The 25,384-nt window shown below is 70.9% G+C and carries 25 protein-coding genes and 1 pseudogene; 10 read left to right on the forward strand and 16 right to left on the reverse strand.

What is annotated here, in order from left to right:
* Positions 1–165 precede the first annotated feature (165 nt).
* On the reverse strand, positions 166–768 hold the full coding sequence (locus tag ACGF13_RS20195; RefSeq protein WP_392876900.1) for a hypothetical protein: 603 nt from the start codon (positions 766–768) through the stop codon (positions 166–168).
* Positions 769–1,435: 667 nt separating this feature from the next.
* On the opposite strand from ACGF13_RS20195, the pseudogene ACGF13_RS20200 reads away from it, so the two are divergent.
* Positions 1,436–1,999: pseudogene (locus tag ACGF13_RS20200) on the forward strand (IS110 family transposase); the annotation flags it as partial.
* 825 nt (positions 2,000–2,824) lie between these two features.
* Here ACGF13_RS20200 and ACGF13_RS20205 read toward each other — a convergent pair.
* From ACGF13_RS20205 to ACGF13_RS20215, 3 genes are all read right to left on the reverse strand, one after another.
* Positions 2,825–3,520: a hypothetical protein gene (locus ACGF13_RS20205; protein WP_392876903.1), complete on the reverse strand. Its 696-nt coding sequence runs from the start codon at positions 3,518–3,520 to the stop codon at positions 2,825–2,827.
* A 406-nt stretch (positions 3,521–3,926) separates the two neighbouring features.
* The gene (locus tag ACGF13_RS20210; protein ID WP_392876906.1) at positions 3,927–4,292 is read right to left on the reverse strand and encodes a hypothetical protein; all 366 of its coding nucleotides are present in this window, start codon (positions 4,290–4,292) and stop codon (positions 3,927–3,929) included.
* A gap of 751 nt (positions 4,293–5,043) precedes the next feature.
* Positions 5,044–5,805, reverse strand: a complete 762-nt coding sequence (locus ACGF13_RS20215) for a hypothetical protein (protein ID WP_392876908.1) — start codon at positions 5,803–5,805, stop codon at positions 5,044–5,046.
* A gap of 586 nt (positions 5,806–6,391) precedes the next feature.
* Here ACGF13_RS20215 and ACGF13_RS20220 point away from each other — a divergent pair.
* From ACGF13_RS20220 to ACGF13_RS20230, 3 genes are read left to right on the forward strand one after another with little or no spacing between them, the layout of a single operon-like run.
* The gene (locus tag ACGF13_RS20220) at positions 6,392–6,982 is read left to right on the forward strand and encodes a hypothetical protein (RefSeq protein WP_392876911.1); all 591 of its coding nucleotides are present in this window, start codon (positions 6,392–6,394) and stop codon (positions 6,980–6,982) included.
* A 5-nt stretch (positions 6,983–6,987) separates the two neighbouring features.
* Entirely contained in the window at positions 6,988–7,251 is a 264-nt protein-coding gene (locus ACGF13_RS20225; protein WP_392876913.1) for a hypothetical protein, read from the forward strand.
* The gene (locus ACGF13_RS20230) at positions 7,244–7,951 is read left to right on the forward strand and encodes an SDR family oxidoreductase (protein ID WP_392876916.1); all 708 of its coding nucleotides are present in this window, start codon (positions 7,244–7,246) and stop codon (positions 7,949–7,951) included. Before ACGF13_RS20225 ends, ACGF13_RS20230 begins: the two co-directional genes overlap by 8 nt.
* 83 nt (positions 7,952–8,034) lie before the next feature.
* Here ACGF13_RS20230 and ACGF13_RS20235 read toward each other — a convergent pair whose 3' ends face one another.
* The 4 genes from ACGF13_RS20235 to ACGF13_RS20250 form a co-directional block, all read right to left on the reverse strand.
* Positions 8,035–9,180, reverse strand: a complete 1,146-nt coding sequence (locus ACGF13_RS20235; protein ID WP_392876919.1) for an acyl-CoA dehydrogenase family protein — start codon at positions 9,178–9,180, stop codon at positions 8,035–8,037.
* Positions 9,108–10,742, reverse strand: a complete 1,635-nt coding sequence (locus ACGF13_RS20240; protein WP_392876921.1) for an amino acid adenylation domain-containing protein — start codon at positions 10,740–10,742, stop codon at positions 9,108–9,110. The genes ACGF13_RS20235 and ACGF13_RS20240 overlap by 73 nt, the downstream gene beginning before the upstream one ends.
* A complete protein-coding gene (locus ACGF13_RS20245; RefSeq protein WP_392876924.1) occupies positions 10,732–10,995 on the reverse strand; it encodes a phosphopantetheine-binding protein in 264 nt (87 codons plus the stop codon). The genes ACGF13_RS20240 and ACGF13_RS20245 overlap by 11 nt, the downstream gene beginning before the upstream one ends.
* 129 nt (positions 10,996–11,124) lie before the next feature.
* A complete protein-coding gene (locus tag ACGF13_RS20250; RefSeq protein ID WP_392876927.1) occupies positions 11,125–12,213 on the reverse strand; it encodes a 3-oxoacyl-ACP synthase III family protein in 1,089 nt (362 codons plus the stop codon).
* Positions 12,214–13,126: 913 nt separating this feature from the next.
* On the opposite strand from ACGF13_RS20250, the gene ACGF13_RS20255 reads away from it, so the two are divergent.
* From ACGF13_RS20255 to tpx, 3 genes are all read left to right on the forward strand, one after another.
* Positions 13,127–13,273, forward strand: coding sequence for a hypothetical protein (locus ACGF13_RS20255; protein WP_392876929.1), 147 nt, complete (start codon positions 13,127–13,129; stop codon positions 13,271–13,273).
* Positions 13,270–13,677 (forward strand): hypothetical protein, encoded by a 408-nt coding sequence (locus ACGF13_RS20260; RefSeq protein ID WP_392876932.1) that lies wholly within the window; start codon positions 13,270–13,272, stop codon positions 13,675–13,677. Before ACGF13_RS20255 ends, ACGF13_RS20260 begins: the two co-directional genes overlap by 4 nt.
* A 437-nt stretch (positions 13,678–14,114) precedes the next feature.
* Complete coding sequence (tpx, locus tag ACGF13_RS20265; RefSeq protein ID WP_392876934.1) at positions 14,115–14,615, forward strand: thiol peroxidase; 501 nt, start codon at positions 14,115–14,117, stop codon at positions 14,613–14,615.
* A 151-nt stretch (positions 14,616–14,766) separates the two neighbouring features.
* Here the strand turns inward: tpx and ACGF13_RS20270 are convergent, their stop codons facing one another.
* Positions 14,767–15,165, reverse strand: a complete 399-nt coding sequence (locus tag ACGF13_RS20270; RefSeq protein ID WP_392876936.1) for a hypothetical protein — start codon at positions 15,163–15,165, stop codon at positions 14,767–14,769.
* A 310-nt stretch (positions 15,166–15,475) separates the two neighbouring features.
* On the opposite strand from ACGF13_RS20270, the gene ACGF13_RS20275 reads away from it, so the two are divergent.
* The 3 genes from ACGF13_RS20275 to ACGF13_RS20285 all read left to right on the forward strand — a co-directional run bounded on the left by ACGF13_RS20275 (position 15,476) and on the right by ACGF13_RS20285 (position 18,702).
* Complete coding sequence (locus tag ACGF13_RS20275; RefSeq protein ID WP_392876939.1) at positions 15,476–16,585, forward strand: PP2C family protein-serine/threonine phosphatase; 1,110 nt, start codon at positions 15,476–15,478, stop codon at positions 16,583–16,585.
* A gap of 278 nt (positions 16,586–16,863) precedes the next feature.
* Positions 16,864–17,217 carry a ribosomal protein L7/L12 gene (locus ACGF13_RS20280; RefSeq protein WP_392876942.1) on the forward strand — a complete coding sequence of 118 codons (354 nt, stop codon included), beginning with the start codon at positions 16,864–16,866 and terminating at the stop codon, positions 17,215–17,217.
* A 264-nt stretch (positions 17,218–17,481) separates the two neighbouring features.
* The gene (locus ACGF13_RS20285) at positions 17,482–18,702 is read left to right on the forward strand and encodes a hypothetical protein (RefSeq protein WP_392876945.1); all 1,221 of its coding nucleotides are present in this window, start codon (positions 17,482–17,484) and stop codon (positions 18,700–18,702) included.
* Between the two features lie 157 nt (positions 18,703–18,859).
* Here ACGF13_RS20285 and ACGF13_RS20290 read toward each other — a convergent pair whose 3' ends face one another.
* From ACGF13_RS20290 to ACGF13_RS20320, 7 genes are all read right to left on the reverse strand, one after another.
* A complete protein-coding gene (locus ACGF13_RS20290; protein ID WP_392876948.1) occupies positions 18,860–20,290 on the reverse strand; it encodes a hypothetical protein in 1,431 nt (476 codons plus the stop codon).
* On the reverse strand, positions 20,290–20,628 hold the full coding sequence (locus ACGF13_RS20295; RefSeq protein ID WP_392876951.1) for a hypothetical protein: 339 nt from the start codon (positions 20,626–20,628) through the stop codon (positions 20,290–20,292). The genes ACGF13_RS20290 and ACGF13_RS20295 overlap by 1 nt, the downstream gene beginning before the upstream one ends.
* Positions 20,629–21,235: 607 nt before the next feature.
* Positions 21,236–22,414, reverse strand: coding sequence for a sensor histidine kinase (locus ACGF13_RS20300; protein WP_392876954.1), 1,179 nt, complete (start codon positions 22,412–22,414; stop codon positions 21,236–21,238).
* Positions 22,408–23,064: a response regulator transcription factor gene (locus ACGF13_RS20305; RefSeq protein WP_392876957.1), complete on the reverse strand. Its 657-nt coding sequence runs from the start codon at positions 23,062–23,064 to the stop codon at positions 22,408–22,410. The genes ACGF13_RS20300 and ACGF13_RS20305 overlap by 7 nt, the downstream gene beginning before the upstream one ends.
* 299 nt (positions 23,065–23,363) lie before the next feature.
* Positions 23,364–23,699 (reverse strand): hypothetical protein, encoded by a 336-nt coding sequence (locus tag ACGF13_RS20310; protein WP_392876960.1) that lies wholly within the window; start codon positions 23,697–23,699, stop codon positions 23,364–23,366.
* A 502-nt stretch (positions 23,700–24,201) separates the two neighbouring features.
* Entirely contained in the window at positions 24,202–24,711 is a 510-nt protein-coding gene (locus tag ACGF13_RS20315; protein ID WP_392876963.1) for a GNAT family N-acetyltransferase, read from the reverse strand.
* 65 nt (positions 24,712–24,776) lie between these two features.
* Positions 24,777–25,355, reverse strand: coding sequence for a hypothetical protein (locus tag ACGF13_RS20320; RefSeq protein WP_392876966.1), 579 nt, complete (start codon positions 25,353–25,355; stop codon positions 24,777–24,779).
* Positions 25,356–25,384 lie beyond the last annotated feature (29 nt).

Raw genomic sequence — 25,384 nt, forward strand, 5'->3', positions numbered from 1 at the left:
CCCGGGGGGGGGGCCGGGCGGGGCCCGCCCCGCCCCCCGGGCGCCCCCCCGGGCCCGCCCCCCCCGCGGGCGCCCCCGCGGGGCGGGCGGCCTGGGGCCCCCCGCCGCCGGTGGCCGTCACCCCCGCTGGGTGACGGCCACCGAACAGGGCTCACACCGTGGTCACTAGCACGACCACGGCGTGGTGACGTGGCCCGTCACGGTGTCCACCGCCACCGTCCTGCCCTCGCTGGGAATGCAGAAGTAGTAGGTGGGATGCGGGTTCTGCACGACGGGCTCATTGAGGTACAGGGGCTTGAACGCGCCGGTGTGCCCGGCCTTGACGGCCAGATCGTGGGCCTGAACCTCCGTCATGGTGAACGGGGAGATGGCCTGGATCCCGATCGGGACGCTCCACGGCTGCGTGCTCTGGTACTGACCGGTGGTCGAGTACTTGTACTCGAAGGACGGCTCCGAGCCCTTGGCCCGGAAGCGGATCCACCAGGCCTGGACGTCATTGGGGTTGGTCGTGGGTGTCAGCAGGACGGCGTCCGCGTCGTAGAACTGCGAGCCGGGGTGCTCCTGCTGCGCCTTCACCTTGGCCTCCCGCACGATCTGTGTGAGCGGGAGGTGGGGTGCCGCGCTGGCGGTGGACGGGGCGATCGGCAGCAGCGACAGGGCCGTGGCGGTCGCGGCGAGCCCGATCCGTGCCCGAAGGCGGCGGCGTGATGTCCGGCACCCGTTCAGTGCGGGTGTCGCGGGCGTGCGGGCGGTGCGCGTGGTGTTCATGTCCTTCATCTCCTTCGACCCGGACCCTGCGTGGTCACGGTGGAAGTCGACTGCCGGGTTCGGCGTGAGCGGTGGCCGACGGGCGAGAGGTCCTCGGTCGGGCTCCGCGGGGATGCAGCCTCCCGGGGTCCAACGGTAGGAAGGTCTCCGGGCGCCGTCTCCTGGCCGTCATCCTCGCTGAGCCGAACAGGCGAACCTCTCACCCGGAGCGATGCCCGTCCGGGGTTTCGCCGCGCGGTCCCGGCCGGTGGGCCCGATCCTGTGCCGCTCCTTGATCATCGCTGGCTGTTATAGGGTGGTGACATTCCGCGCACAACCGATGCGGTGAGTGGGAGCGTCCCTACAGATGACAGTGCCCGAACCACACGGACCGTGTCCTCGGGCCGAACGACCACGTCCCCCTGAAAGGGGTGCACTCGTGATCGTCTCCAAGCGGAACTCCCTGCGCCTGGCCTCCGTGGCCGTCCTCGGCGTGCTCGTCCTCGGGACGGCGGGCACCGCCATGGCCGCCGTCACCCCGGCCGCCTCCACCACGTCCGCCTCCGCCCCCGCCGCCCCCGCCGCGCCCGCCGGCATCACCGCCAAGCCGTCGGTCTCGTCCGTGGCTGAGCACATCCACGCGTACGCCGACACCCTCGGGGGGGGTTCGGTGTTCGACACGAGTGACATGGCGGTCTTCCTCGGCCTGGACGTCGGCAAGGGCGACCACCACGGCCACGGCCTCACCACCGCCGGCAAGACCGTCTTCGACAAGCGACTGCCCAACAGCGAACCGAAACTGCGGGCCGTCTTCGACAAGCTCACCGCCAAGTTCGGCCGCGTCCTGGTCATCGTCGATCAGCCCGCCTCGATCGGTGCCCTGCCGCTCGCCGGGGCCCGCGACGCCGGCTGCGAGGTCGCCTACCTGCCCGGCCTGGCCATGCGCCGCATCGCCGACCTCTACCCCGGCGAAGCCAAGACCGACGCCCGCGACGCCCATGTGATCGCGGACGCCGCCCGCACCATGCCCCACACCCTGCGCACCCTCGAACTTGCCGACGAGACCGCAGCCCAGCTCACCGTCCTGACCGGCTTCGACCAGGACCTCGCCGCCGAGGCCACCCGCACCAGCAACCGCCTGCGCGGCCTGCTCACCCAGTTCCGCCCCTCCCTCGAACGCGTCCTGGGCCCGCGCCTGGACCACCCCGCCGTTACACACCTACTCGAACAGCCCGGCTCCCCGGCCGCCTTGCCCGCCAACGCATCAGCGTCCTGTTCGCCATGCTCCGAGACGGCACCCTCTACGAGACCCGCACCCCCGAATCCGCGCCAGCATGACCCGCGCAGCCTTGACGAAGGACATCGAGGCACCCCCCGGAGGCGTTCACCTCCGTTGACCCGCGACTCAGCGCCCTGACCCGGTTCTTCCGGTCAAAACGCTTTCGGCTCGTCGGGTGCGGCCGAGCCGTCCCGGTCGATCTCCGGGCGGGGAGGAGACCCTTCGAGTGAAGAACCGGGGCAAGGCCGCCTGATTGGCGGTTCGCTGGCTGCCGGGGAGTTTTCCAGACCATACGTTCAACTCCGGCGCTCACGGCGGCGGCACTCGTGGGCAGAGTTCGTCCGCACCTGCCACAGACCACGAAGCCAGGAGGAACAGTCATGCGCCTGACCCGCTGTGCTCTCGTTGCCGCATCGGTGGCGGCTTCCGTCTCGGCCTTCGGCCTGCCCCTCTTCCTCATGGACCGGACGTCCCACGGTTCCGATGCCACGCGGGTCCGCATGGTCGGATCCTCCGGCACGTCGCTGAGCAGGGCCGAATCGTCCTGGCCACTCTCCACGAATCCGGGCCCGCAGGAATCAGTGCGCCCCTGTCACAGCTACGGCGGCCCCTACTGCGTTTGGGTGGGAGAATACTGGGGCGGCTGTGACCGGGAGTGGGGACTGAGCTTCGGAATCAAGAACCCCAACTTGATCTGCCCCCACGACCCCCGCCCGAGTTCCTCGGCCACGTCGGAACCCTCCGCAAGCAGCAGTCCCTCCTGACCGGTTCCGCCGGGAGGGCGGCCGTTCGGTGTCGCTACGGCTGGGTCGGCGGCACATCGGGCTCCTGATCCGATGTGCCGTCAGGGGTAGAAGGTGCTGCCGGCCCCTGTTCCGGCCAAGTGGCACGCTGCCGGCGGCGGCGGTTAAGCCAGGCCGCAGCCAGCGCTCCCAGAACCATCAGCAAGCCGCCGGCCGCGATCCCGATGCGCTTCGCGCCCAGGCGGCCAACGCTCCCACCGCCAGCCGCGCCATCGGGCGGAGGAGCCAGGCTGGTGCCGCCGGGGGCGGGAGCATCCGGCGCGGGCTGGCCGTTGGGCCCATGGTCCCCTCCCTGGAGCGACGGGGCGCCGGACGGGTCACTCCCCTCGGCAGCCACACCATCGTGCGGACGGGCGTGGTCATCGCGGTCACCGTCGTCGTGGTGACCGTGGTCGTCGTCGTAGTAGTCGTCGACGCAGCGGGCGGCTGCGAAGGGGAAGACCCGCTCGTGGCGGTCGAAGGCCTTCACCACGAAGACCGGGTGTTCCCTGAAGAAGCCACGGATCTGAAACTCGTACTGGCTGCTGGTCTGGGTGGGATAATTTACGTTCAAATACGTTGAAACGGAAAAGTTATCCCACGGTGCCTCCGGCGACGAGGACGAAGACGACGGACTCCCCTGGAGAACGAGAGCCTCCGGCCCACGCCGGCTGTTGGTCAGAATCGCCCTGAGGGTTCGGTCGATGAGCACGACGCGGCGGGCGCTGAAGCAGTGGCGCCAGGGACTGTAGTGATGGCGGCGCCCCTCCCCATTCCCTTCGCCTGCCCCTTCCCCGTCCTCTTCCCGGGGCCATGAGGAGTCGGGCGCGTGCAGTGTGGACGCCTGCGCCGCGACGCCTGCAGGCGCAGGAGCAAGAGCGATGGCCACACCGGCCAGGGACGCTGCAACCCAGGGTCGAAGAATCATCAGATGACCTCCAGCGGTGACGGACGCGGGCAACCGCCGGCCGGGCGATACAGTCGAGTGTCAGAAGAAGTTAAGAGGGCTCGACTCGTCACACCGTGAACATTCTCGGGAAGCCGCACCCTTGTCACTCAGCCGCAGCAGTTTCATGCCCCGACCGGCCGGGACTTCGAGGCCCTGGCCGGCGGCACAGTCACCGACGATCCACTGGCGGTATGGCGAGGAGAGCCGTGAGGGTGAAGACCAGGCCGGAGTGCAGCGGGCTGTAGCCGAAGCCGGTCTGCACGGTGAGGCTGATGACGAAGACGAAGCCGGCGAGGAAGGCCATGAAGGCGGCGTTGACGGCCAGCCCGGTGCGGAAGACCCGACCGCGGAGCAGTTCCGGGTCGAGCAGCGGCTGTCCGCCGCGGGCGGCGAGCCGGCCCTCCCAGCGCAGGGCGGCGAGGAAGGCGGGCACGGCGGCGGCGAGCATCGCCCAGGCCCAGAGCGGCCAGCCGGCCTCCCGGCCGAGGACGAGCGGGACGAGGGCCAGGGCGAGCGAGCCGGAGACCGCGAGCACGCCGATGCCGTCGAGGGCGGGGCGGCGGCCGGTGGTGGTGCGCGGCAGGGTTCGCGCACTGATTCACTCCGCCGGGATCGTGGCCGCGATGAGCCACCTGCGGAAGCAGGTCCCGCGGCTGAGACTGCGGGATGCAAGCGCAGGCGCACCGCGAGAGCACGATGTCGAGGATGCGCAGCATCCGGGCCCCGCCCCGGCCCGCCAACACGACGCCGACCGCCTCGACCAGGTGCTGCAGCAGCGGCGTCCGTCGCTGGTACCGCACCGTCAGTCCAGGTACCCGGTCGGCGCAGGTCACCTTCGGACAGGCCAGGTGTTCGCAGTACAGACGTCGTACAGTCAGGTCGATCTGAACCGGCCGACCGCCGACCGTGGCGTCGGCCAGCAGCCGCACGTAGCGGCGCTGGCCCCACTCGCTCAACACTCCACAGCCCGTACACGCCGCCGGACCACCGGACCGGGTGCGGGCGCGGATCGCTACGACAGCACCGAAGACCTCGACCGAGACAACCAGCACATTGGCCAGGTGCGGTGACAGCGCTGTCAGTTCAACATGACACAGTCAGAGGTTGCCCACTGGCAAACCAGCAGACCGCCGCTCCGGGATGATCTCTGCCTACGAAAACCTTGCCAGAGCCACATTCACCTGTACGCCGACAGCAGGTGCTGATGCACGTGGGCGGCGGCCTCGAAGCCGTGTCGCGCCCGCTTCCGGCGGGCCGGGATCGCTCCCGTGCTCCGGACGGTGCTGTCACCACTCGCCGCGGTGGCCGATCACCCGGAAGCTGCCCACGACGCCCTCGCAATCGAAGGCGCCACCGAAATGGGACTCGTCCTCGTCGAAGTGGCGGGCCGCCACGCCGTTGGTGGAGCTGTGGGGGCCCACGATGGCGACCGGACCACCGTGGTCGCAGTTGAAGCCGCGGAAGACCTCGATGGTCTTCCAGCTGTCGTTGAAAACGTTGAAACTGGTGGCACCCAGGCCGCTGGCCGTGGTGATGCAGCCCTCGGTGTGGGCGGAGAACGTTCGTTCGTTGAAGAAGATCCTTCCCTCCTTGTGGCGGTGGCCGCGTTCGCCGCCCTCGCCGCGTCCGCCGCCCTCGTGGCCGCGTCCGCCACCCTCGTGGCCGCGTTCGCCGCCCTCGCCGCGTCCGCCACCCTCGTGGCCGCGTTCGCCGCCCTCGCCGCGTCCGCCACCCTCGTGGCCGCGGTTGTCGTTCTTCTCTCCGCCTGCGTTGCCGCCACCAGAGGCGACCACCTTCTCTCCGCCTGCGTTGCCGCCGCCAGAGGCGACCACCTTCTCTCCGCCTGCGTTGCCGCCGCCAGGGGCGGCCGCGGCCGGGGCGGCTTGTTGGACAGGCTGGGCCGCAGGCTGGGCCGCAGGCTGGGCCGCAGGCTGGACGGGCAGGGGCGCTGGGTTGGATGCGGGGGACGAGGCGTAGGTGATGCCGGTGGCTGCAAGGACCGTCGTGCCTATGCCGGCAGCGGTCAAAGTTAGTGCGCGCGTGAACATGTCACTTCTCTCTGTCGCGCGGACGCCGACCAGGCGCCCGATCTGCGATGAACGTAATGAGAGCTCTTATGGCTGGCACTTCGGACATGTCCAAGGTGTGACGCCATGGGGCCAGCCAGGTGGAATTGCGGCACGTTTCGCATACCGATCAAAGATCTGTGGCCTGGTGGATCACGGCCCCTTGGAAAGCGACGCACGGTTCTGAGTGGCGGTCAGCGCACCGTGATCCGTCCCGGACAAGCGCTCGACAGCCCAGCGCTTCGCCAGATCGGGACCAGGACAGCGATCGGGTGAGGGCGATCGCCCGGGTGGCCTACCGCCCCGGCGCAGCCCCGTTGCCTTCTTCGTGGCCCTGAAACGGGGCTCCTGGTCTCCGGGCCCCGTGCCCGTCTGACCCACGCAACCTTGACGAAGGGCATAGAGGCACCCCCCGGCCGGGGCATCGCCATGCGTGCCCCCTTTGAGGTCCGCACGGCTCCTGCCGACCCGCGTGCCGGCCCGGGCCCTGCCGTCCTCGGGGCGACGCCAACTGCCCTCGCCTCCTACGGTCTGCGGCGTTCCGTTGCCGACAGACCGAGGAGCCGACATGGTCGGGATCGACCTGGACGCCGCCCGTGAGCGCCGTCTGGCCGCTGCTGCCGAGAAGGCCCGTGCCGCCAAGGCCGAGTACACGGTTGGGGAGGAACCGCTGATCTTCGGCGGCGCCACCGTGGCGATGCTGCCGGCCGAGCTGCCGCTCGCGGTGTGGGAGCCGCTGGTCGGCATCCCGTACCTGCCGCTGCTGCTACGTTCCCTGGTGGAAGCCGCGCAGGCACAGGGGGACCAGCAGACCGAGGCCGCGAGCCTGATCGTGGACGTGCTCGTCTCGGAGCCGAGCCTGCCGTCCGACCTGCTCGCCGCGGCCGCCGAGATGGGCCGCCGCCTGCTCGGGCAGGACGGGTTCGCCCGGCTGATGGAGCAGCGTCCCAGCCACCCGGACATCTTCGAGCTGGTGCGCGCCGTCTGGGCGAAGTACTTCCCGGGTGGCAGCCTGGGGGAACTCATGGGGCCGTCCGGATCGCCTTCGAGCGGTGGGACGACCTCGAAGCCGATTTCCAGCGGTACTACCAGCTCGACGCCCGCGGTGTCTGGCGACGGCCCGGTGACCCTGGATTCGTCGGCACCCGACGCCTTCTGACCCTGATGCGGGGGCTGCCTGCCGAGGCCCTGCTGCGCCGGGACGGGGCGGAGATCGGCGCGGACCGCTGGGGCCTGACACAGGAGCTGCTGGCCCAGCTGGTCGAGCTGGTGTCGGTGCTGGCGGCGGAGCACCGCCTGCGCCGCCCGGTCGAGCTGCCGCGCCCGGCCTACCTGAGCGCCGGCCGCAGGCCCGAGCGGGACGGCACGGGTATGGCACGGGCGGTCGCCGTGCTGCGTCGCAGCGGGAAGGCGGCCGGTCGTGGCTGAGGAGATCGACTCCGGCCGCCTCGTCGTCGAGGTCGTCGCCGACTCGTCGGGGTTCGCGACGGACGCGAAGACCCGGGTCGACGCGGCGGTGCGCAACCTGCGGGCCAGGATTCGGCTGGACCCGGACGCCTCCGGGCTGCGCGAGCGCGTCGAAGCCGCCGCGCAGGCCACCCGCGCCCGCATCAAGGTCACGGTCGACGTCGACCTTGCCGGGCTGCGCCAGCGCGTCCAGGCGGCCACGCAGGCCACCCGCGCCCGCATCAAGGTCGCCGTCGACCCGGACACCTCCGGGCTGGCGGAGAAGGTGCGGGCGGCGACCGCCCGCGTCGCGTACGTGCGGGTCGGGGTCGGCCTCGACACCGGCAACCTGCGTGCGCGCGTTCGGGCCGCCGCCGAGGCGGCTGCGGCGACTGCCACCACCTCGGCGCGCTGCCCCGCGGAGTGCCGGACTGGGTCGGCAGCCTGCGCCAGGAGGCACACGGTCGACGCCGTCGCCCCCGCCGTGGTGAAGGCGAAGTTCGCCGAAGCGCTGTACGAGGGCCGCGAGGAGAAGGCCTCCGCCGCCTACCCGCTGGGCCGCCTCGGCGTCCCGGAGGACGTCGCGGGCGCGGTCGCCTTCCTGCTCTCCCCCGACGCCGGCTGGATCACCGGCCAGACCCTGGTCGTCGACGGCGGGGTCACTCCCGGCGGTGGGATGTGACGCGGTGGGCCGGGTGGAGTCGACCGTCCCCGTCGATTCCACCCGGCCCACCGCGCCGTCACGGCCCGGTCGTCGAACGGGCCTCAGAGGCCCAGTTCGCGAGCGATGATGTTGTGCTGGATGTCGGACGTCCCCGAGTAGAGCAACGACCCGACGGCGTCCCTGAGCTGCCATGACTCGGGGTTGGCGGACAGGTAGCCCTTCGCCCCCTGGAGACGCACGGCGTCGAGCGAGGACTGGACGTACGCCTCGGAGACGTACAGCTTGGCGACGGCTGCCTCCAGGGTGGCGTCCTTGCCCTCGTCCTTGAGCACGCCGATCCGCTGGACGAGTGCGCGCGCGGCGTCGAGCCGGACCTTCATCTCGGCGATGCGGTGGGATACGGCCTGGAACTTCCCGATCGGCTCGCCGAACTGCTGCCGCCGGCGGGCGTGTTGGACGGCGTTCTCCACCTGGCGGCGCATCACGCCCAGGCATGCCGCCAGGATGGAGCCGCGCTCGTACTCCATGGCGCTCTCGAAGACCCAGCTTCCGCGGCCGGGCCGCCCCAGCACGGCGCTGTCGGGCACCCAGCACTGCTTCAGGTCCACACGACCCATCGCCGCGGTGCGCAGCCCCATCTTGTCGAAGGCGGGGCTGCGTTCCAGGCCGGGGGTGTCGGCGTCCACGAGGAAGGCGGTGATCCCGAGCGGTCCGGCCTCTTCGTCGAGGGTGGCGTAGATGACGAGGAGGTCGGCCACCGGGGCACTGGTGATGTACGTCTTGGTGCCGTCGAGGAAGTAGCCGCCGCCGTCGGCGGGTCGCGCGGTCGTCTTCATCGCGTAGACGTCCGAGCCCGCCTCCGGCTCGGTCGAGGCGTTGGCCCCGATCAGCGTTCCGTCGGCCAGCCCGGGCAGGTAGCGTTCCCGCTGCGCCTGGGTGCCGTACAGCACCAGCGGGACCATGGTGGTCCAGAGGTGGGCGTTGAGCGAGAAAAGCAGGCCCTGGTCGTCGCTCCCGTAACCGAGCCCCTCCATGACCGCGATCAGGTCGCTGAGCCGGGGCATCGACTCGCCCTCGTCCGGGATCGCCATCTTCAGCAGACCGAATTCGGCGCACAGCTTCCAGGCGGCCCGGTCGAAGACCCCGTCCCGGTTGCGGCCGGGGATGTCGTCGTTCAGATTCTGGCCGGCGAAGTCCGCAGCACGTTCGAAGAGTTCCCGTTGTCGCTCGTCGGTTCCGCTTGGCACAGGCCCTCCAGATGACGGTAGTCGGTCTTTCCTGTGGACGTGCGGGGCAGCTCCTCCAGGGCCTGGAACCGGTCGGGGAGCATGTACCGGGGCAGGTACCCCTGGGTGTAGCGCTTCAGGTCCGGTGCCGACGGCGCCCCGGTGGGAGCGACGATGAACGCGGTGATGACGCACTGGCCGTCGCTCTCGGTGCTGACCACGGCCGCGTCACTCAGGTCCGGGTGGGCCGCCAGGGCCTTCTCGATCTCGTCGAGCTCGATCCGGTAGCCGTGGCGCTTGACCATCCGGTCACGCCGACCCCGGAAGACGAAGACGCCCCCCTCCCGCCGGACGACGTCGCCGGTGTCGTACCAGAGGCGCCCGTCGGCGGTGGTGAAGTGCGACGCCGCCTGCACCGGCCGTCCGTCGCGCCAGTACCCCGGGAAGACCGAGGGGCCGGCGATCGCGAGGAACCCCTCCTCCCCGTCGACGGGGTTGTGGTCCTCGTCGACGAGCAGCGCGTCGCAATGGGAGCACGGCGCACCGATGGGGTACTGGTCGTGGCGGTCGTCGGGGACCTCGTCGGGGATGGGGTGGTAGGTGCAGACGTTGGTCTCGGTGGGCCCGTAGAGGTTGAAGTAGTCGGGGCCCGACCAGGTCTGCTTGATGCGGCGCAGTTTCGCCGGGGGGAAGGGCTCGCCCGCGAAGAGGACGAGCCGGAGGTCCGCAGGGGCCGGCGGGGCGGGTTCCATCGCACCGATCGCGCCGAGGATGGCCGGGGCCGAGTACCAGATGGTGATCCTGCGCGACGAGACGAATCTCGCGAGGTGGCGCGGGCTGGCCGCGAGGTCGGTGTCGATGAGGTGGACGCCGGCACCGTTGCGCAGCGCGGCGTAGACGTCGAAGACGGACAGGTCGAAGTGGAACGGCGCGTGGCCGGACAGCCGGTCGGCTTCAGTGACGGCGAAGGCGGCCGAGGCCCATTCGACGAAGCTGACGGCGTTGCGGTGGGTGATGGCCACGCCCTTGGGGGTTCCGGTGGAGCCGGATGTGTAGAGCAGGTAGGCCAGTCGGTCGGGATCGGGCTCGACCCGCGGGGCGTCCTTCTCGTCCGCCGCGAGGACATCGGCCCACACCGCGTGGGGTGTGTCGGACGGTTCCTGTGCGCCGGGGGTCAGCAGGACCGGCGTCAGGTGCGGTCGGGCGGCCGTCCCGTCGAGGCGCAGAAGGGCGTCCGGTGTGGTGAAGGCGACACGGACCGCGCAGTCGGAGAGGATCTTGGCCGCGCGTTCGGCGGGGCCGTTCGCGTCGATGGGGACGTAGGCGGCGCCGGCGCGCAGCGTGCCGAGCATGACGGCGACCGTCTCGGGAGACTTGGGCAGCAGCAGGCCCACGCGGTCGCCCGGCCCCACGCCGTGGCGTGACAGGTACGCCGCGACCTTGGCGGACAGGCGGTGAAGCTCCCGGAAGGTGATGCCGCGTCCGTCGCTGCCGACGACGGCTTCGCCGTCCGGGAGGCGCTCGGCGGTGCGGTCGAGGTACTGGTCGAGGGAGTCCGGCGCTACGGTCGGATCAGCCTTCATTGCCGGCGCCCCCGACGCGCACCTCGACGTACTCGACGATGTGGGCGACGGTCTTGAAGTACTCGCGCGGGTGGCTGACGCCGACCTCGATGTCGAAGGTGGTCTCCAGGAACGTGACCAGCTTCATGATGCCTATGGAGTCCAGGACGCCGCTCTCCACGAGTTCGAGGTCGTCGGGCAGCGCGCTCGGGTCGGTGTCCTTGATGATGTTCGCCAGGATGTAGGCGTGGATGCTGTCGTGGATGTCGCTCACAGTGGTCTCCGTGTGTCGGTGTGCTGACGCGAGGGCGTGTTGGCGTGTTGGCGTGTTGGCGCGATGGCGTGTCGGGGTGTCCGTGCTGCCGCACCGGGGATGGCGCGGAGGCAGAGGAGCCGCAGTGGGTCAGAGGCGCGGCGCGTTGAAGACGGTGGCCGGCTCCGGCTCGGGCGCGAGGATCGTGTCGGACCAGCGGAACACCGCGGCCCCGGCCTCCGCCTGGCCGCCGAAGGTGTAGAGGACGGTCAGGTCCCCCGGCTTGATGAGGCCCTGTGAGGCGGCGGTGAAGGCGTTGAACGGCATCAAGACCGGCCCGATGTTCGCGACCCGCGGGAACGTGTTGACGACCCTCTCGGAGGCGACCTTGAGTGCGCGTGCGGAGAAGTCGGCGTGCCAGGCGGTCGGGGTGTTCACGATGAAGGCGGCCACGTCGTCCCGGGTGGCGCCGGCTGCCTCGAGGGCGCCGTCGACGGTCTCCAGAAGAAACGGTTCCGCGGTGTAGCGCAAGACGTGCGCGATCGACGGGTCCACCCGGAGACGGATGCGCCGGCCGCCGGCCGTGCTGCCCGAACCGTCCTCGACCGTGTCCATCATCCAGGTGCCGCAGGTCTCGCTGGTGTTGAGCGTCTTCGCGCCCAGGAGCCCGAAGCCCTCCTCGACCTCGCCCACGACGATCGCCCCCGCGGCGTCACCGCACAGCCGGAGGGTGACGTCGTCGGCGTCGATGGCCCTCGCCAGCATCGAGGTGGCCACGACCAGGACGCGCTTCTTCAGCCCCGAGCGGACCAGCGCGCACGCGGTCAGCAGCGCGGAGAGGGATCCCGAGCAGGTGGCCTCGACGTTGAAGGCGCCGCCTCCCGTTCCCAGTTCCTTCGCGAGGTAGCCGGCGTCACCGGATCCCACCCGGTCGGGGAACATGGAGACCGCGATGAGCCCGTCGATGTCGCCCGGTTCGAGTCCCGCCGCGGTCAGCGCGCGGGTGGCCGCCTGCGCGCCGAGCGACAGGGAGGTCTCGCCCTGGGCCGCGACGCGGCGTTCCACGCTCCCGAAGAAGGGGTCGTCGATGTAGGGCTGCATGGCCGCGTCGAAGTGGTTGCGGGGCGTGGGGCCCACGCTGTCCCCCGAGGGCGTGGTGGGCGGAAGCCCCCACCAGTCGTTCGTTCGCAGGCCTTGGGGCAGGTACGTCGCCAGGGAGAGGATCCCGACGGATGTCATGACCGAACCTTTCGTTGGACGACAAGGAGCGGGTGCGGTGGTGCTGTCGGCGAGGGGAGCGTGCGGGGCACGGGGAATCCGACGGCCGGCGCCTCCCTGAACGGGACACCCCCGTGGCCGTGCCGCCACGGGCCTCGAACCACCTCCGGCGGATCGGCCGCAGGCTTCGACCGGAATTCCGCAGCCGTCGGCGGGCGCGGGTGCACCCGCCGACGAATGTTTCAAGGGGGAGGACCGGACACCGGCGACCGGAATTGCAGACGGTACCCACGGGCGTCTCGCATGCAGGATGCGGACCCCGCGCCGTGCTTACCGAGGAACTGGGCGGTCCGATCACTGCGGGAATTCGTTCCGACTTTCCCGCAGTGATCGGGCCCCGCGTCGAAGATCCTTGCAGAAAAGTTCCCCGCGTTCAAGGCTCCCCAGTCGCTCACGAACGCAGGCGCTTTCCAGTGTGACTCCTGTGCCTGAATTGGAGACCGGTGCACTCATGAGGCCCCACGAGGGGGCGGAATACCAAAAAATACCGACCGCGCCGAAGCCCCACTTTTCGGACGTTTCCCGTCGAACAGTCCGACCACCCACCGCCGGCCTGCCGAAAAAGGCCGATCAATGGCCGGAATCAAAACGCCCCGGAAGAACCGGAACCTGCACGGTCCGCTCCGATTGAAACTCGTGGAAAACGAGGAGCTGAAGTCACTCAGAGGACCTTAAGTCCGGTTCTGGATGATCTGGTGTCGCCCGTTCGTGTGTACGGAGTCGTTCAGGCCGGCTCGCGTGTCGTGCGCATGATGCTGTTGGGGCATGGGAGGACATCACCGTCGAGGTAGTCCGCCGCAACCCCGACACCCAGAGCAAGGGCTTCGTTCCGCAACCGAAGCGGCGGGTGGTCGAGCAGGTCGACGGAACCCTCATGCTCCACCGGCGCCTCGCCCGTGACTACGACCACCGGCTGGACAACACCGCCTCCCGCGCCTACTGGGCCTCCACCGCCGGCATGCTCCACCGCCTCACCACCCCCAGCCCCGCCTGGCGCGACGAGGTGGGGCTGGCCGCGTGAACGTCACCGAACTCCTGCGGCTGTTGCAAGCCGAACACGACGAGACCACCGCACGCGCCGACGGCCTGCGAGAACAGATCGAGCAACTCACCCGTGCCCTGGCCGAGATCGAGGCCCGCCTCGCCGAGATCGTCACCACCCGCAAGGTCATCGACAGCCTCGCCCTGCCCGACCACACACAGGCCTCCGAGGAGCCCGCCACCGTCTACCAACGCACCGTGACCGCCTTCAACGAGCACCCCGGGCGGGTCTTCCAGGTCCGCGACCTCCACGAACTCCTCGGACTGCCCACCGACGAGCCCTCGATCAACGTCACCCGCTCCACCTGGAACGACTCGTCCGTCAAGGACTCATCGACCAACCCGGACGCGGCCACTACCAGAAACGGACTCAACGTCCTCTGATCTTGCACATGCGCAACGTAGGCGCAGAGTCAGTGGGGAAACGCAAAGTGAATTGGAAACCTACAAAACGACCCGCTACGGTCGTATGGCGCCCACGAAGTCGGAGGCGGGCAGGTCCGCAACGGGGATGTGACTGGCGACGTCGCCGGTCTTCGGTGCGGAGATCATCAATCCGTCACCGACATAGAGAGCCACGTGGTAGATGTGGCCGCCCTCCCGAATGGGCCGTTCCCGGCCGGCTGAAACACCACCCGAACATGGCCTTGACCAACCCAACCGCCCCTTAACTACGCGGCATTGCCCCACTCCCCCAAGCCCCCATGCCCGCGTGACCGCGTGCCCCCATGTCCGGATCCGTGGTCGCCCCGTCGCGGGAACAAGGACGGGCAGTAGGATCGGCGCGTTGCATCCCGCATACCGCTGGTAGGAGACTTTTCATGGCTCAGGTCACGCTGAAGGGCAACCCGGTACAGATCGGCGGCGCACTGCCCGCCACCGGCACCCAGGCACCCGCATTCACCCTCGTCGGCGAAGGACTCGCCGACGTGTCCCTGAAGGACTTCGCCGGCAAGCGCAAGGTCCTCAACATCTTCCCCAGCGTCGACACCCCGACCTGCGCGAACTCGGTGCGCGCGTTCAACGCCAAGGCCGGCTCGCTCGACAACACCGTCGTGCTCTGCGTCTCCGCCGACCTCCCGTTCGCCCAGGCCCGGTTCTGCGGCGCCGAAGGCCTCGACAACGTCAAGACCCTCTCCACCCTGCGCGCCCGCGACTTCCACGACACCTACGGCGTCGCGATCGTCGACGGCCCCCTCGCCGGCCTCACCGCCCGCGCCGTCGTCGTCCTCGACGAGAACGACACCGTCGTCCACACCGAGCTGGTCGCGGAGATCGCCGACGAGCCGAACTACGACGCCGCACTCGCCGTCCTCAACTAGCCTGCCCCGCACCACACCCGACGGCGCCACTCCTTTTTTTGCGTGCCACGAAGGCCCGCCCCCACACCCCCGCGACCCAACCCCGCCCCGGCGGCAGGACCAAAGGGCCAAGGGGCGGGCCTTCACACACCCGCCAGCCGGCCGGGGGCGCTCACCGCGCCAGCGCCCGCCCGGGGGCGAGGGCGAGTTCGGTGAAACGCTCCGCGATGAGCCGGTGCGCCCGCTGGGAAGGGTGGAGGCCGTCGGGCAGCGGGTGAGCGTCCTGGTCGGGCTCACCGAAGAGGGCGAGACCGTCCAGGTGGTGCAGGTGGTGGTCGCCCTCGGCTCTGCGGTCGGCGACGATACGAGCCAGTTCGGCACGGATGACGGTGAGGGTCAGCCGACCCGCCGCGACATCGGCGAGGTCGCCCGTGGCGCGGAAGCGCAGGGTGCCGCCGCCGACGTCGGACGGGAGCGGGCCCGGCACCGTCGCGTGGATCAGGCACAGCGGCGGCGAGACGACCAACAGCGGCGCGGCCGGGCGACCGTCCCGGATGATGTGTGGCCACACGCGAGCCGAAGTCGAACTTCCCGGGGCCCAGGAAGGTGAACGACGGCAGGCCGCCGCCCGCGGCGGCGGCTCGGAAGTCGGTGAGGAGGCCGAAGTGCGAGACCGCGGCGGACTGGATGTCGGGGAACCTCCCCCGGGTGAGCGGCTGCTTGTCGTACCCGTACACCGCCCAGCCGATGCCGTGGACGGAGAGCAGGCGAAGACGCTCGGGGTGGCACTGGTGTGGCGAGGTGCTGACGACGGCGGGCGCGGTGGAGAGTGGACGTAGGACCGATCCGGCCCCGGCCCGCCCGTATCCGGAGGAGCCCGCTTGAACGCCCACAGCCAGCACGTGAATGCCGACGGTTCGCACGGCCCCCTGCCGCCGCTGCACCTGCCGCGGCGCACCCGAATGCTGCTGTGGGCGGCCCTGCTGGTGCTGGTCGGGGCCGTGGCGGCGGACGTGCTCGCCGGCCCGGGGGTCACGCTCACCCCCATGCTCGCGGTAACACCCATGGTGTCCGCCCCCGCCACCCGCAATCCGCGGGTCCCGCTGGCGACGGGGGCGGTCGCGGCCGTGATGGCGGTACTGATCGCGTACTTCGTCGACGTGGCTCTGCCCATCTCCGTCCACGTCGCCTCCCTGCTCTCGATCGTCGCCGCCAGCCTGGCCAGCGCCGCCACCGTCGCCCTGATGGCCTCCCGGGAGCGCGAGCTGTTCCACGTGCGCAACGTCGCCGAGGCGGCGCAGCGGGCCCTGCTGCGCCCGCCGCCGGAGCGGATCGGACAGCTACGGATCGCCGTGCGCTATACCGCGGCGGCGGCCGAGTCACGGATCGGCGGCGACCTGTACGAGGTGACGGAAACCGCGTACGGAGTGCGGATCCTGCTCGGCGATGTCCAGGGCCACGGCCTGGCGGCGGTGGAGACGGCCGCCGACGTGTTGGGGGCGTTCCGCGCGGGCTCACGCATCGTGGCGGACCTCGCCCAGCTGGCCGAGCGGATGGACAGGATCCAAGCGAGCCACGCGATGCAGGAGCGGTTCGTCACGGCACTGCTGCTGGAGGTGCCTCCCACCGGACCGGCCAAGTTCGTCAACTGCGGCCACCCGCCCCCGCTGCTGCGCCGGGCCGGGCGGGTGGTGGAGCTGAAGCCTCCGGCAGCGGCCCCGCCACTGGGCCTGCGCCACCTGGCCGGTGGCCGGTACCAGGCAGGCCTCTTCGAACCGCGCAGGGGTGACCTGCTGCTGCTCCACACCGACGGCGTCTCCGAAGCCCGGGACCGCGCCGATCGCTTCTACCCGCTCGCCGAACGCCTCGCGGCCCTGCGCGCCTCCGCGCCGGAGGATTTGCTGGATCTGCTGCTGGCGGACGTGGGCCGCTGGGCCGAGCACGGGCTGACCGACGACGCCGCGCTGCTGGCGCTGCGCTGGGACCGCTGACGGGGCCCGCGGTCGCGGCACCCCGGCAGACCCCGCGCGGATCCTTCCGTCACCAGACGAGCAGCGCGTACGCCGGGCCGCCCGGCAGCCCGGCCGAACCGCTCGCCCCCGGCGTGCCCGCAGAGCCTGGTCCACAGGCGCAGTGGACACGAACAGGCACTGACGGGCGCTACTGGGCGCTGCACCGAAGGGGCGGAGGCCGCCGAAAACCGGTGGGCCGAAGGCCCCGCCCGCCGACATACTGGGGCGGTTGTCCCGCCGCCGGAGGAGACGAGCCCATGGAGGACCCACAGTTCACCGCGCTGGTGACCGGATCCGGAAACGCGGGGCCGGATGCCCTGCGGGCCGTCAGGGCGGTGACCGGGCTGAGCCTGTGGCACAGCAAGTTGCTCCTGGGCAGCGCCCCTGCGGTGGTTCTGGAGGAGGTCCCGTTCGACATCGCCGTTACCGCGGCCCGGCGGCTGCGGGAGGCCGGCGTGCCCGCAGCCGTCCGCTGCACCTGGTGCGACCGGACGGTGCCCGGCGACGAGGCGTCGCTCGATCCGGGCCCCTGCGCATCCCGCTACTGGCCGACCGCCCACTGCCAGGCGAACGCCCTCACCAGCTGTGACTGCCAGTTCTGCAGCGTATAGGGGCCCATCCGCCTCACCCTCTGACGCCCCTGGGACGGCAACGGCGTCAGAGGGTGAGCACGGGCACTCCGAGGACTTCGAACGGCCGGCGGCACAGCCGAACGCGCCGACCCTCACCGAGCGGTCGGGAGGCCGACCGTCACACGGCCGACGGCCACCCATGGTGCACCAGGCCACCGGGGTCGGTGAGGGCGCCGCGGATGCCGGGTGCCGGTTCGGGCGAACGGCTGTCGTATCACGTCCGCGCCTGCCACCATGGGCGGCATGTCGCAGGAGGAGCCGGAGGAGCCGGACCCGTCCGCCACGTCCCGTGTGGAGAACCTCCTTGCCGGAGGGTCCGCTGTCGGCGGCTCGGTGGTGCAGGCCGGGACCGTGAACGGCGGTGTGCACGTCCACTCGGCGGCGCGACCGGTGCGGCCGCCGGGCGTCGGGACGGTGGAGGTCCTGGCCGAGCACTGCGATCCGGTCACCCAGTGGGTGGTGATCCCCGCGGACGCGGAGGTGACCGACCTTCCGGTGCGGTTGCCGGGACAGCTCAAGGGCGAGGAGGACGTGCTCGGCTGGGCGCGCGGGCACGGCGGTGCGGACTTCGAGAGCACCGTGCTGTCCGTCACCGTGACCAACCGTTCGGACGCCCACCTCACCCTGCGCGACCTGCGGGCCGAGATCCTCGACCGCGTCGAGCCGCTCCGCGGGGCGATGGTCCGACTGCAGCCCGCCGGGTCCCGTAACGTTCCCGAGCTGGAACTCGACCTCGACCAGGAGCGCCCGGTGCTCTGGGAGGTGGACGAGTTCACCCGTCAACGGGTCGGCGCCCGCCCGTTCCTGGACCGGACCCATGTACGGCTGGCCCCGGACGAGTCCGAACGCTTCATCGTCACCGCGCAGATCCGCCGTTCCTGCTGCGCGTGGCAGCTGGCCACGGCCTTCCGCGCGGACGACGGAACCGAGTTCACCGTCCGCCCCGAGCGTCGCTTTCGGACCACGGGGCTTCCGGTGACCGGCCTCGGCCCCGTCCTGGCCTGGCAGTGGTTCGACGAGCCGCCGGCGTTCAAGGCGTCCACGGCCTGGCACGACTGGTGCAGCCCCGGCAACCCGGAACCGGAACTCCCGGAAGCCCCCCGCGAGTTGCGCAGGCTGGCCGGACGCTTCGGCCCACACCTGGCGCACTTCCTCAGCACGGGCACCACGGGCCCGGAGCAGCGGCTCAGGCTCGCCGCGGCGCTGCCCGCCGTACGGCTGGCCGTCGACCTCGTCAAGGCCGAGCGCAAGAACCGGCAGGAGCACGCCGCCCGCCTCGCCGCCGAGCTGCGCGGGCGGTTCCCGCAGGCGATCGCGGAGCAGGCCATCACCGTCGCGCTGCTCGCCGCGGGCCTCACCCACGGGATCCCGCCGGCCAACCGGGAGCAGCTCACCGCCTACCTGACGCACACCCCCGCCGCCCAGGTCCTACGGCCGATGATCGCCGCCGTCGCGCGGCGGTAGCAGGAGCATGTCGGTCCCGCGCTCGCGGGGTTGCTCTCCGTCACTGCGACAACTCCCGCCCTCGGGCTGGTCGTCGGGGCGCCGCACGATTCACCCGGGTGCCGAACCAGGAATCGCCTCCCGACAGACCGACCCGAACATTGGGACGGGGACGCCGCTACCGGCGGCCGACGATCGCGTTGGCCGCCGTGTGGCGGGAGGCCGGGTCGTCCGGGTTGCCCGGCGTTCTGGCCACGATCGAGCCGGCCGTGAATTCCCACCCCGGGGTCTTCGTGCTGTCCAAGGGGGTGCGGGCGACGAGGTACCCCGATCCGTCCGGGGTGGCGGCGACCTCGCTCAGCACGGCGTTCCCGTCCTGGTGGGAGGCCCGCAGGCTGTTGTACGCCCGGTAGTAGGTCGGCCCGCTGTCGCGCATGGGACCGGCGACCGCCGTGGGGGTCAGGGAGGTGTCCCCCGGCGGGCCGAGGCTCGTGAAGACGATGCTCGCCGTCGGCTTCGTGGGGTCCGCCTTTCCGGCTGCGACGGCCAGGCCGCGGGCGGCGGCCGCGTCCGCGGGGAGGGTGCCCACCGCCGGGTTCGCCGGGATGTAGGAGGCGATGTTGGTGGCGGTGTCCGGGTTGCCGTAGGCGATGACGGCGCCCGGCGCGTGCGGCACTCCCCGTGGATCGTCCACGCTGAGCAGGAGCTGGGGCGGCACACCGGCGGTGTCGATCTGCTTCTGCAGGGCGTTGAGGCCGTCGAGGTTCGTCTGGGTCACGTTCAGCGTCCGGTACGGGTCGGCGAGCTCCTGGGCCATCTGGGTGCGCAGCTGGGGCAGCCAGGCCCGGTTGGCCTGGTCACGCGTCTCGGCGGGGAGGCCGTCCATGGCCCCGATCCGGCCGGGGTGGTCCTGGAGGAGTTGCCGGCGTGTGCTGTCGGGCAGCGAGTCCCACCACTTCCGGTTGGCGTCGGGTGTCGATGCCGCGCTTCCCATGCTCTGGTCCACGCGCTTGTCGAGCTCGCCGGCGGACTTGTTGGCCTCGGCGACCTTCGCCGGGTCGTAGTCCCCCTCCCCTTTGGCGATGAAGTCGAAGCTGCTCAGTGCCTTCGACAGGCGTTCGTCGACGGCCTGCGCGTCCGTACAGAGCAGGGTGACGGCATCCACGAGCCGGTCGCGGGCGGCCTCCACCTCCTTGCGCCACTCGGGGTCGTTCCGGGAGTGCTTGTCGGGGGGCAGGATCTGCACCACGGGCACGGTGTTCACATCGGCGGCGACGATCTCCAGGCAGTTGCCGGCCGCCTGGGTGATGAGCTCCTTCTGACGTGCCTGCAGGAGGAGGATGCTGTCGACGGCGTCCGTCAGCATCCGGCGCAGGTCCTCGGTCATCTGGTCGACGAGGAAGAGCTGGTTGGTGCGCTCCTGGAGTGCGGTGTCGGTCGCGTTCGAGGCCCGGCCGTGCCAGCTGGAGTCGGCCAGGTTGCGCTGCATCGTCTGCCAGCCGGCGATCCGCTCCTTGAACTTGCCCTCGAAGGTGGCCAGGGCCTGCGCGGTCGCCTTGAGCTTGCCGACGTCGGCTTCCTTGATCATCCCCCAGTACTGCGGCCCCATCAGCCCTGTCCCCCCGCCGAGTTCTGTTCCCCTGCCCCTGCCCCGGCCCCACCGACCGTCGAAGCGGCAGTGCCGTCCACGGCCTCGTAGGACCTCGCCATGACGGACAGGTTGCCGGCGGCCTGTTCCAACCTGGTGGTGGTGATGAAGTAGATGTGCCTGCCCAAGTCGTAGACGGCGTTCTTGGCCGGTCCCTCGAACCACCAGGACGACAGGCCCAGATCCGGTGGCGCCTGGCCGAACTCCTGCGACCACTCCTGGCTGATCTCCTTCGCCACGGCGTAGCCGGCCGTCGACGCGTCCCGCAGGTCCTGCGGATTCACCCGGAAACCTGACATGGCCTCAATTCTCTTATCCCCCACCGGTCACGCAGATCTCGTAACCGAACCAGCGCCCAGCGTAACCGACGAACCCGAACAAGCCCAGCGCTCCTCAACACAGCCGCAACAACGCACGCACCACAACGAGTACCCGCCCGGCGGGATGCGCACGGGCGGTGCCGACGCAGCCGCTGACGGCTTGCCAGAGTTCCTCGCGCACCTTGTGTGCTGTTGGCCGCCTCGGCGTTCTCGTCCTCGGGGCACTGGCGTTGCGGGCCGTCGCGACGCGGCTGCGCATCGACGGTGAGGGTGTGGAGCTCAACGAGGGCCTCAAGCCGCGGCTGCGGTGGGATGAGGTGGCGGAGGCACGGGTGTTCAGGGTCCGATCCCGCAGATATGTGGAGACCGGCTCCCCCCGGTCTGAACGTCTCGTACTGCCTCGCGACGAAACCGGTGGCGATCGAAGGCGGCAGGGTCGAGCTGGTCCGTTCCTCGCCGAAGACATCGATCGCAACGATCCTGTCGCCTGCGTCGGTCCCTGCGGTCGCGGGTGCCTGGGTACCTTCGCGTTCGACGAGTTACCGGGCGCGCTTCGGGGGCTGGCAGGGCTCACGCATCTGATCGTCTATGCGACGGCGGCCGTCCGACCGGGCAGGCGGATGTGGGTGGTGAGGCCGCCGTCGGGGTTGGCCCGCACGGTGAGGGTGGCGTGGTGGGCGGTGGCGATGGCCTGGACGATGGACAGGCCCAGGCCGGATCCACCGGCGGGGGTGTTCAGCCGGGGGCGGGGGCCGCGTCGGAAGGGTTCGAGGAGTTCGGCGACGGTCGCGTCGTCCAGTCGCGGTCCGGTGTTGTGGATCCGGAGGCCGTCCTCGTCGACGTGGATGTGGACGGTGCCGCCGGGGTGGTTGTGGGTGACGGCGTTGGTGATCAGGTTGCGGGCCAGGTGGGCGAGCAGCACTGGGTCGCCGTGGGTGGTGGCGGGCCGTCGGGTGAGGTGGATGGTGACCTGTGCGGTGTGTGCGGCGTCGGCGGCGGCGTCGCTCTCGCGGGTGACGAGTGCGGTCCAGTCGACGCTTTCTCGGGTTTCCGGGCCGTGTCGGCCTTGGGCGAGCAGGAGCAGGGCGTCGATGAGCCTCTCGCTGCGGCGGTTGGCGTCGAGCAGGTCGTCGCGGATCTGGTCGAGTTCGGCCGGTTCGGGATCGTGGAGTGCGACCTGGATCAGGCTGCGCTGGATCGCGAGTGGGGTGCGCAGTTCGTGGGAGGCGTTGGCGATGAAGCGGCTCTGGGCGTCGAAGGAGGTCTGCAGGCGGTCCAGGAGGGCGTTGAAGGTGTCGGCGAGGGCGGTGATCTCGTCGTGGGGGGTGGCGGTCTCCAGGCGCTGGTGGAGGTTGGCCGCGCTGATGCGGCGGACGGTGGTGGTCATCCGGTGTACGGGACGCAGGAGGCGGGCGGCGGTCCACCAGCCGACCAGGGCGGCCAGGACGGCGGCCACGGCCAGGGCCGCGAGGGACCACAGGAGCTGCTGCTGGGCCGCGGCGTCGGTGACCTGCCGGCTGACCGTGGTGGCGATGGTCCCGTCCGCGCTGAACACCGTCGTTCCCGGCGAGGGGTGGCCGGTGGTGGGTTGGGCCGGCGCCATGGCGGCGGGCTGGCCGGCCGAGTGCGCGATCCGTGTGGCGAGAGCGTCGGTGCCGTGCCGGGTGAGCAGGTAGACGGCGGTCAGCAGGAGGGCACCGAGGCTGAGGAAGGCGGTCCCGAAGACGACGGCGATGCGGGTGCGGATGGTGCGGTGTCTCAGCACAGTGCGTAGCCGGTGCCGGGGAGGGTGCGGATCGGGTCGGGGGTGCCGAGTTTGCCGCGGAGCCTGCTCATGGTGACGCGGATGGCCCGGGTGAACGGGTCCGCGTGCGCGTCCCAGACCCGTTCCAGCAGCTCCTCCGCGCTGACCACTCCCCCGTCGGCCTCCATCAGCACGCGCAGCACCCCGAACTCCTTCGCCGTGAGGGACAGCGTGCGGCCGTCGCGTTCGGCGCGGTGACGGACGGTGTCCAGGGTGATGCCGGCGCGCCGCAGGCGTGGCGGCGTGACGGGGGCGATCCGGCGGCCCAGGGCCTGGACGCGGGCGACGAGCTCGGGGAACTCGAACGGCTTGCACAGGTAGTCGTCCGCCCCCAGGCCCAGGCCGCGGACCCGGTCGTGCAGGGTTCCGGCGGCCGTGAGCATCAGGATCCTGGTCCGTGCGCCGGAGGCGACCAGCGAGCGGCACAGTGTGTCACCGTGCACACCCGGAAGGTCGCGATCCAGGACGAGAACGTCGTAGTCGGTCAACTCCGTCAGATCACGCGCCGCTTCCCCGTCGAGCACCACGTCCACCGCCATGCCCTCACGACGCAGCCCCGTGCCCAACATCCTCGCCAGGACGGGCTCGTCCTCGGCCACCAGCACCCGCATCCCGCAACCCTCCATCTCTCACCGGACCAGGACACACCCCGACACCCATGTGGCCCGCCCGGAGCGCCGCGGCGGCGGCCAGGGCGGCGAAGGCGGCCAAGGCGGCCAAGGCAGTCGCGGCGGCCCGAGTCGGCGGTGTGCCGCGGTATCGTCGCTGTCAGTCAGCCCTCGCTGCGGTACATCGCACGGGTGGCGCCACCTCCCCGGTCGGGAGGTGGCGCCACTCCGGCGTCAGCGCGTTGTCACCAGGGCTGCGATCGTTGATCCGAACGCCGACAACCCCAGCGACCGGAAACGCCCTACTTCTGGACCGGCTGGGCGGGGGCGCGGTCCTTGCCCGCGGAGGGGTCGGTGTCACTGAAGGTCACGTGGCCGTCCTTGTTCACCGTAGCGTACTTGCCCGCGCCGTCGGAGGGCTGGGCGGGGACGCTGTCCTTGCCCGCGGACGGGTCGGTGTCACTGAAGGTCACGTTGCCGTCCTTGTCCATGGTCGCGTACTTGCCCGCCCCACCGGAGGGCTGGCTGCCGGCGTCCGGGCTCTGCGCGGCGGCGACGCCGCACACAGCGAGCGCGGTGAGTGCCCCGCCACCGAAGGCGAGGGTGGTCTTGCGGCGAAGGTTCCAGCTGAGGTTCATGATCTCTGTCCTTCCGTAGACGCCCCTTGTGGCCGTCTGCGGTACCCACATCACCAGTCACGGTGTTTCGGCAGCGTCTCTCCGTTCTTTAGGTGATCATTACTCCGGCCGCCTCGGAGTTTCGGTGTCAGTCCCAACGAGCACAATGAAGTACCGCCGCCGGTATCGGAATGCCCTGGCACGGCTGATCCCGCCTCCCACGAAGGCCGTTCAGCCGCCGTCCACGACACATCCCGTGCGGCATGTCATGGGGGGAGCACTCGGATGAACTTCATGGGCTTCATCGTCATCGTCGCCATCGTCGTGATCGTCTTCAGGATCGTCGCCTGGATGCGGCGCCGCGACGACGCGGACCGGAAGTCGCGATACACGGGCGGAAGCGGGGACAGCAGCGGAGGCTGGAACGGGAGCGACGGCGGCGGGGGCCACGGCGGCGGCCACTCGGGCTGCGGGAGCAGTTGCGGGAGCAGCTGCGGAGGCGGTTGCGGCGGGGAATGAGCCCCTACGTCAGGTCCTTGCGCAGGAGCGTGCACATGGTCTCGTACCTGCGGATCGAGCCGTCGGGCGCCTCCTCGTCCCAGGCATCGGGCTTCCGGTCGAAAGCCGTGTACCCGAGCCGCTCGTAGAGCGCGCGGGCTCGCGGGTTGTCGTCCTCCACGCCGAGTTCGGCGCGCCGCAGACCCCGCGCCCGGATGCGGTCCTCCGCGGCCCGGACGAGCAGCGAGCCGAGGCCGCAGGACTGGAGGGCCGGGAGCACGGCCAGCTGCCAGAGCGTGCCCGCGCCCGGGGCGACGCGGTAGTCGACGCCACCGATCGCCACGGGCAGGCCGGCCGCGGTGCACACGGCCAGGTAGTCCACCTCGCCGGCCTCCACCCGGGCCAACTCCCGGGCGACCTGGCGTAGATGGGCCGCGGACCCGGACCAGGTGCAGTCCGGCAGGTCGGCGGGCGTCAGATCGCGGACGTGAACGGATACGACGATGCCGGCCGCTCCGGCGTGAGGGGAGGTCATGCCTCCATCCCATCAACGCGAGGACGTTTCCGCGACGGGATATTCACCGCGCGACCCCGCCGGGCTCAGTCGTGCAGCGTCACGCCGGGCAGCGGGCTGCCGGTGGCGTCGAACAGGACGGTTCCGCAGTCGCAGTGCTCGTCGGCCAGGGTTTCGGTCGGGGGTAGTTCCCAGACCAGCATCTGCGCGCAGTTCGGGCAGTTCAGGCTGACCAGGGCCGCTTCGGGTTCCGAGCCCCAGGGCCGTACCGGCAGGCCCCGGTACAGCAGTCCGGTCGGCTCGCGCTCGCCGGTGGGGGCGACCAGGAGCTCGTAGGTGTCGGTGCCGTCGTCCCACACCGCGAGGGTGAAGCCGAGCTCCGCCAGCACGGCGGCCAGGTGGTCGAGCCGACGGACCGGGAGATCGCCGCGGCGCAGCGTCGGGTCGTTCTCGGCCGTACGGTCGACGGCCACGCGGTCGACCGCTTCGGTGTCGACGCCGGTCGGCTCGGCGCCGAAGGCCCGTACCCGGTCGGCCGCGAACGCCGCCAGCCCGCCCGGGTGGTCCTCGCCGGTCCAGTCCATCGTGAACATCACGCTGTCGACGCCGACTCCCCGGGCCCGCTCGCCGGGGGTAAGGAACAGTTCTTCCACCTCGTCCGTCACGGCGGTCACGCTATCAACTGCCGGACGGC

The organism is Kitasatospora sp. NPDC048286 (assembly GCF_043201735.1).
Lineage (GTDB): Bacteria > Actinomycetota > Actinomycetes > Streptomycetales > Streptomycetaceae > Kitasatospora.

Excerpts from the sequence above, each read along its gene's own strand:
- ACGF13_RS20195 (WP_392876900.1), bottom strand. The coding sequence starts at position 768 with ATGAACACCACGCGCACCGCCCGCACGCCCGCGACACCCGCACTGAAC.
- ACGF13_RS20215 (WP_392876908.1), bottom strand. The coding sequence starts at position 5,805 with ATGTTCACGCGCGCACTAACTTTGACCGCTGCCGGCATAGGCACGACG.
- ACGF13_RS20220 (WP_392876911.1), top strand. The coding sequence starts at position 6,392 with ATGGTCGGGATCGACCTGGACGCCGCCCGTGAGCGCCGTCTGGCCGCT.
- ACGF13_RS20225 (WP_392876913.1), top strand. The coding sequence starts at position 6,988 with ATGCGGGGGCTGCCTGCCGAGGCCCTGCTGCGCCGGGACGGGGCGGAG.
- ACGF13_RS20240 (WP_392876921.1), bottom strand. The coding sequence starts at position 10,742 with ATGAAGGCTGATCCGACCGTAGCGCCGGACTCCCTCGACCAGTACCTC.
- ACGF13_RS20250 (WP_392876927.1), bottom strand. The coding sequence starts at position 12,213 with ATGACATCCGTCGGGATCCTCTCCCTGGCGACGTACCTGCCCCAAGGC.
- ACGF13_RS20255 (WP_392876929.1), top strand. The coding sequence starts at position 13,127 with ATGCTCCACCGGCGCCTCGCCCGTGACTACGACCACCGGCTGGACAAC.
- tpx (WP_392876934.1), top strand. The coding sequence starts at position 14,115 with ATGGCTCAGGTCACGCTGAAGGGCAACCCGGTACAGATCGGCGGCGCA.
- ACGF13_RS20280 (WP_392876942.1), top strand. The coding sequence starts at position 16,864 with ATGGAGGACCCACAGTTCACCGCGCTGGTGACCGGATCCGGAAACGCG.
- ACGF13_RS20285 (WP_392876945.1), top strand. The coding sequence starts at position 17,482 with ATGTCGCAGGAGGAGCCGGAGGAGCCGGACCCGTCCGCCACGTCCCGT.
- ACGF13_RS20290 (WP_392876948.1), bottom strand. The coding sequence starts at position 20,290 with ATGGGGCCGCAGTACTGGGGGATGATCAAGGAAGCCGACGTCGGCAAG.
- ACGF13_RS20295 (WP_392876951.1), bottom strand. The coding sequence starts at position 20,628 with ATGTCAGGTTTCCGGGTGAATCCGCAGGACCTGCGGGACGCGTCGACG.
- ACGF13_RS20305 (WP_392876957.1), bottom strand. The coding sequence starts at position 23,064 with ATGCGGGTGCTGGTGGCCGAGGACGAGCCCGTCCTGGCGAGGATGTTG.
- ACGF13_RS20310 (WP_392876960.1), bottom strand. The coding sequence starts at position 23,699 with ATGAACCTCAGCTGGAACCTTCGCCGCAAGACCACCCTCGCCTTCGGT.
- ACGF13_RS20315 (WP_392876963.1), bottom strand. The coding sequence starts at position 24,711 with ATGACCTCCCCTCACGCCGGAGCGGCCGGCATCGTCGTATCCGTTCAC.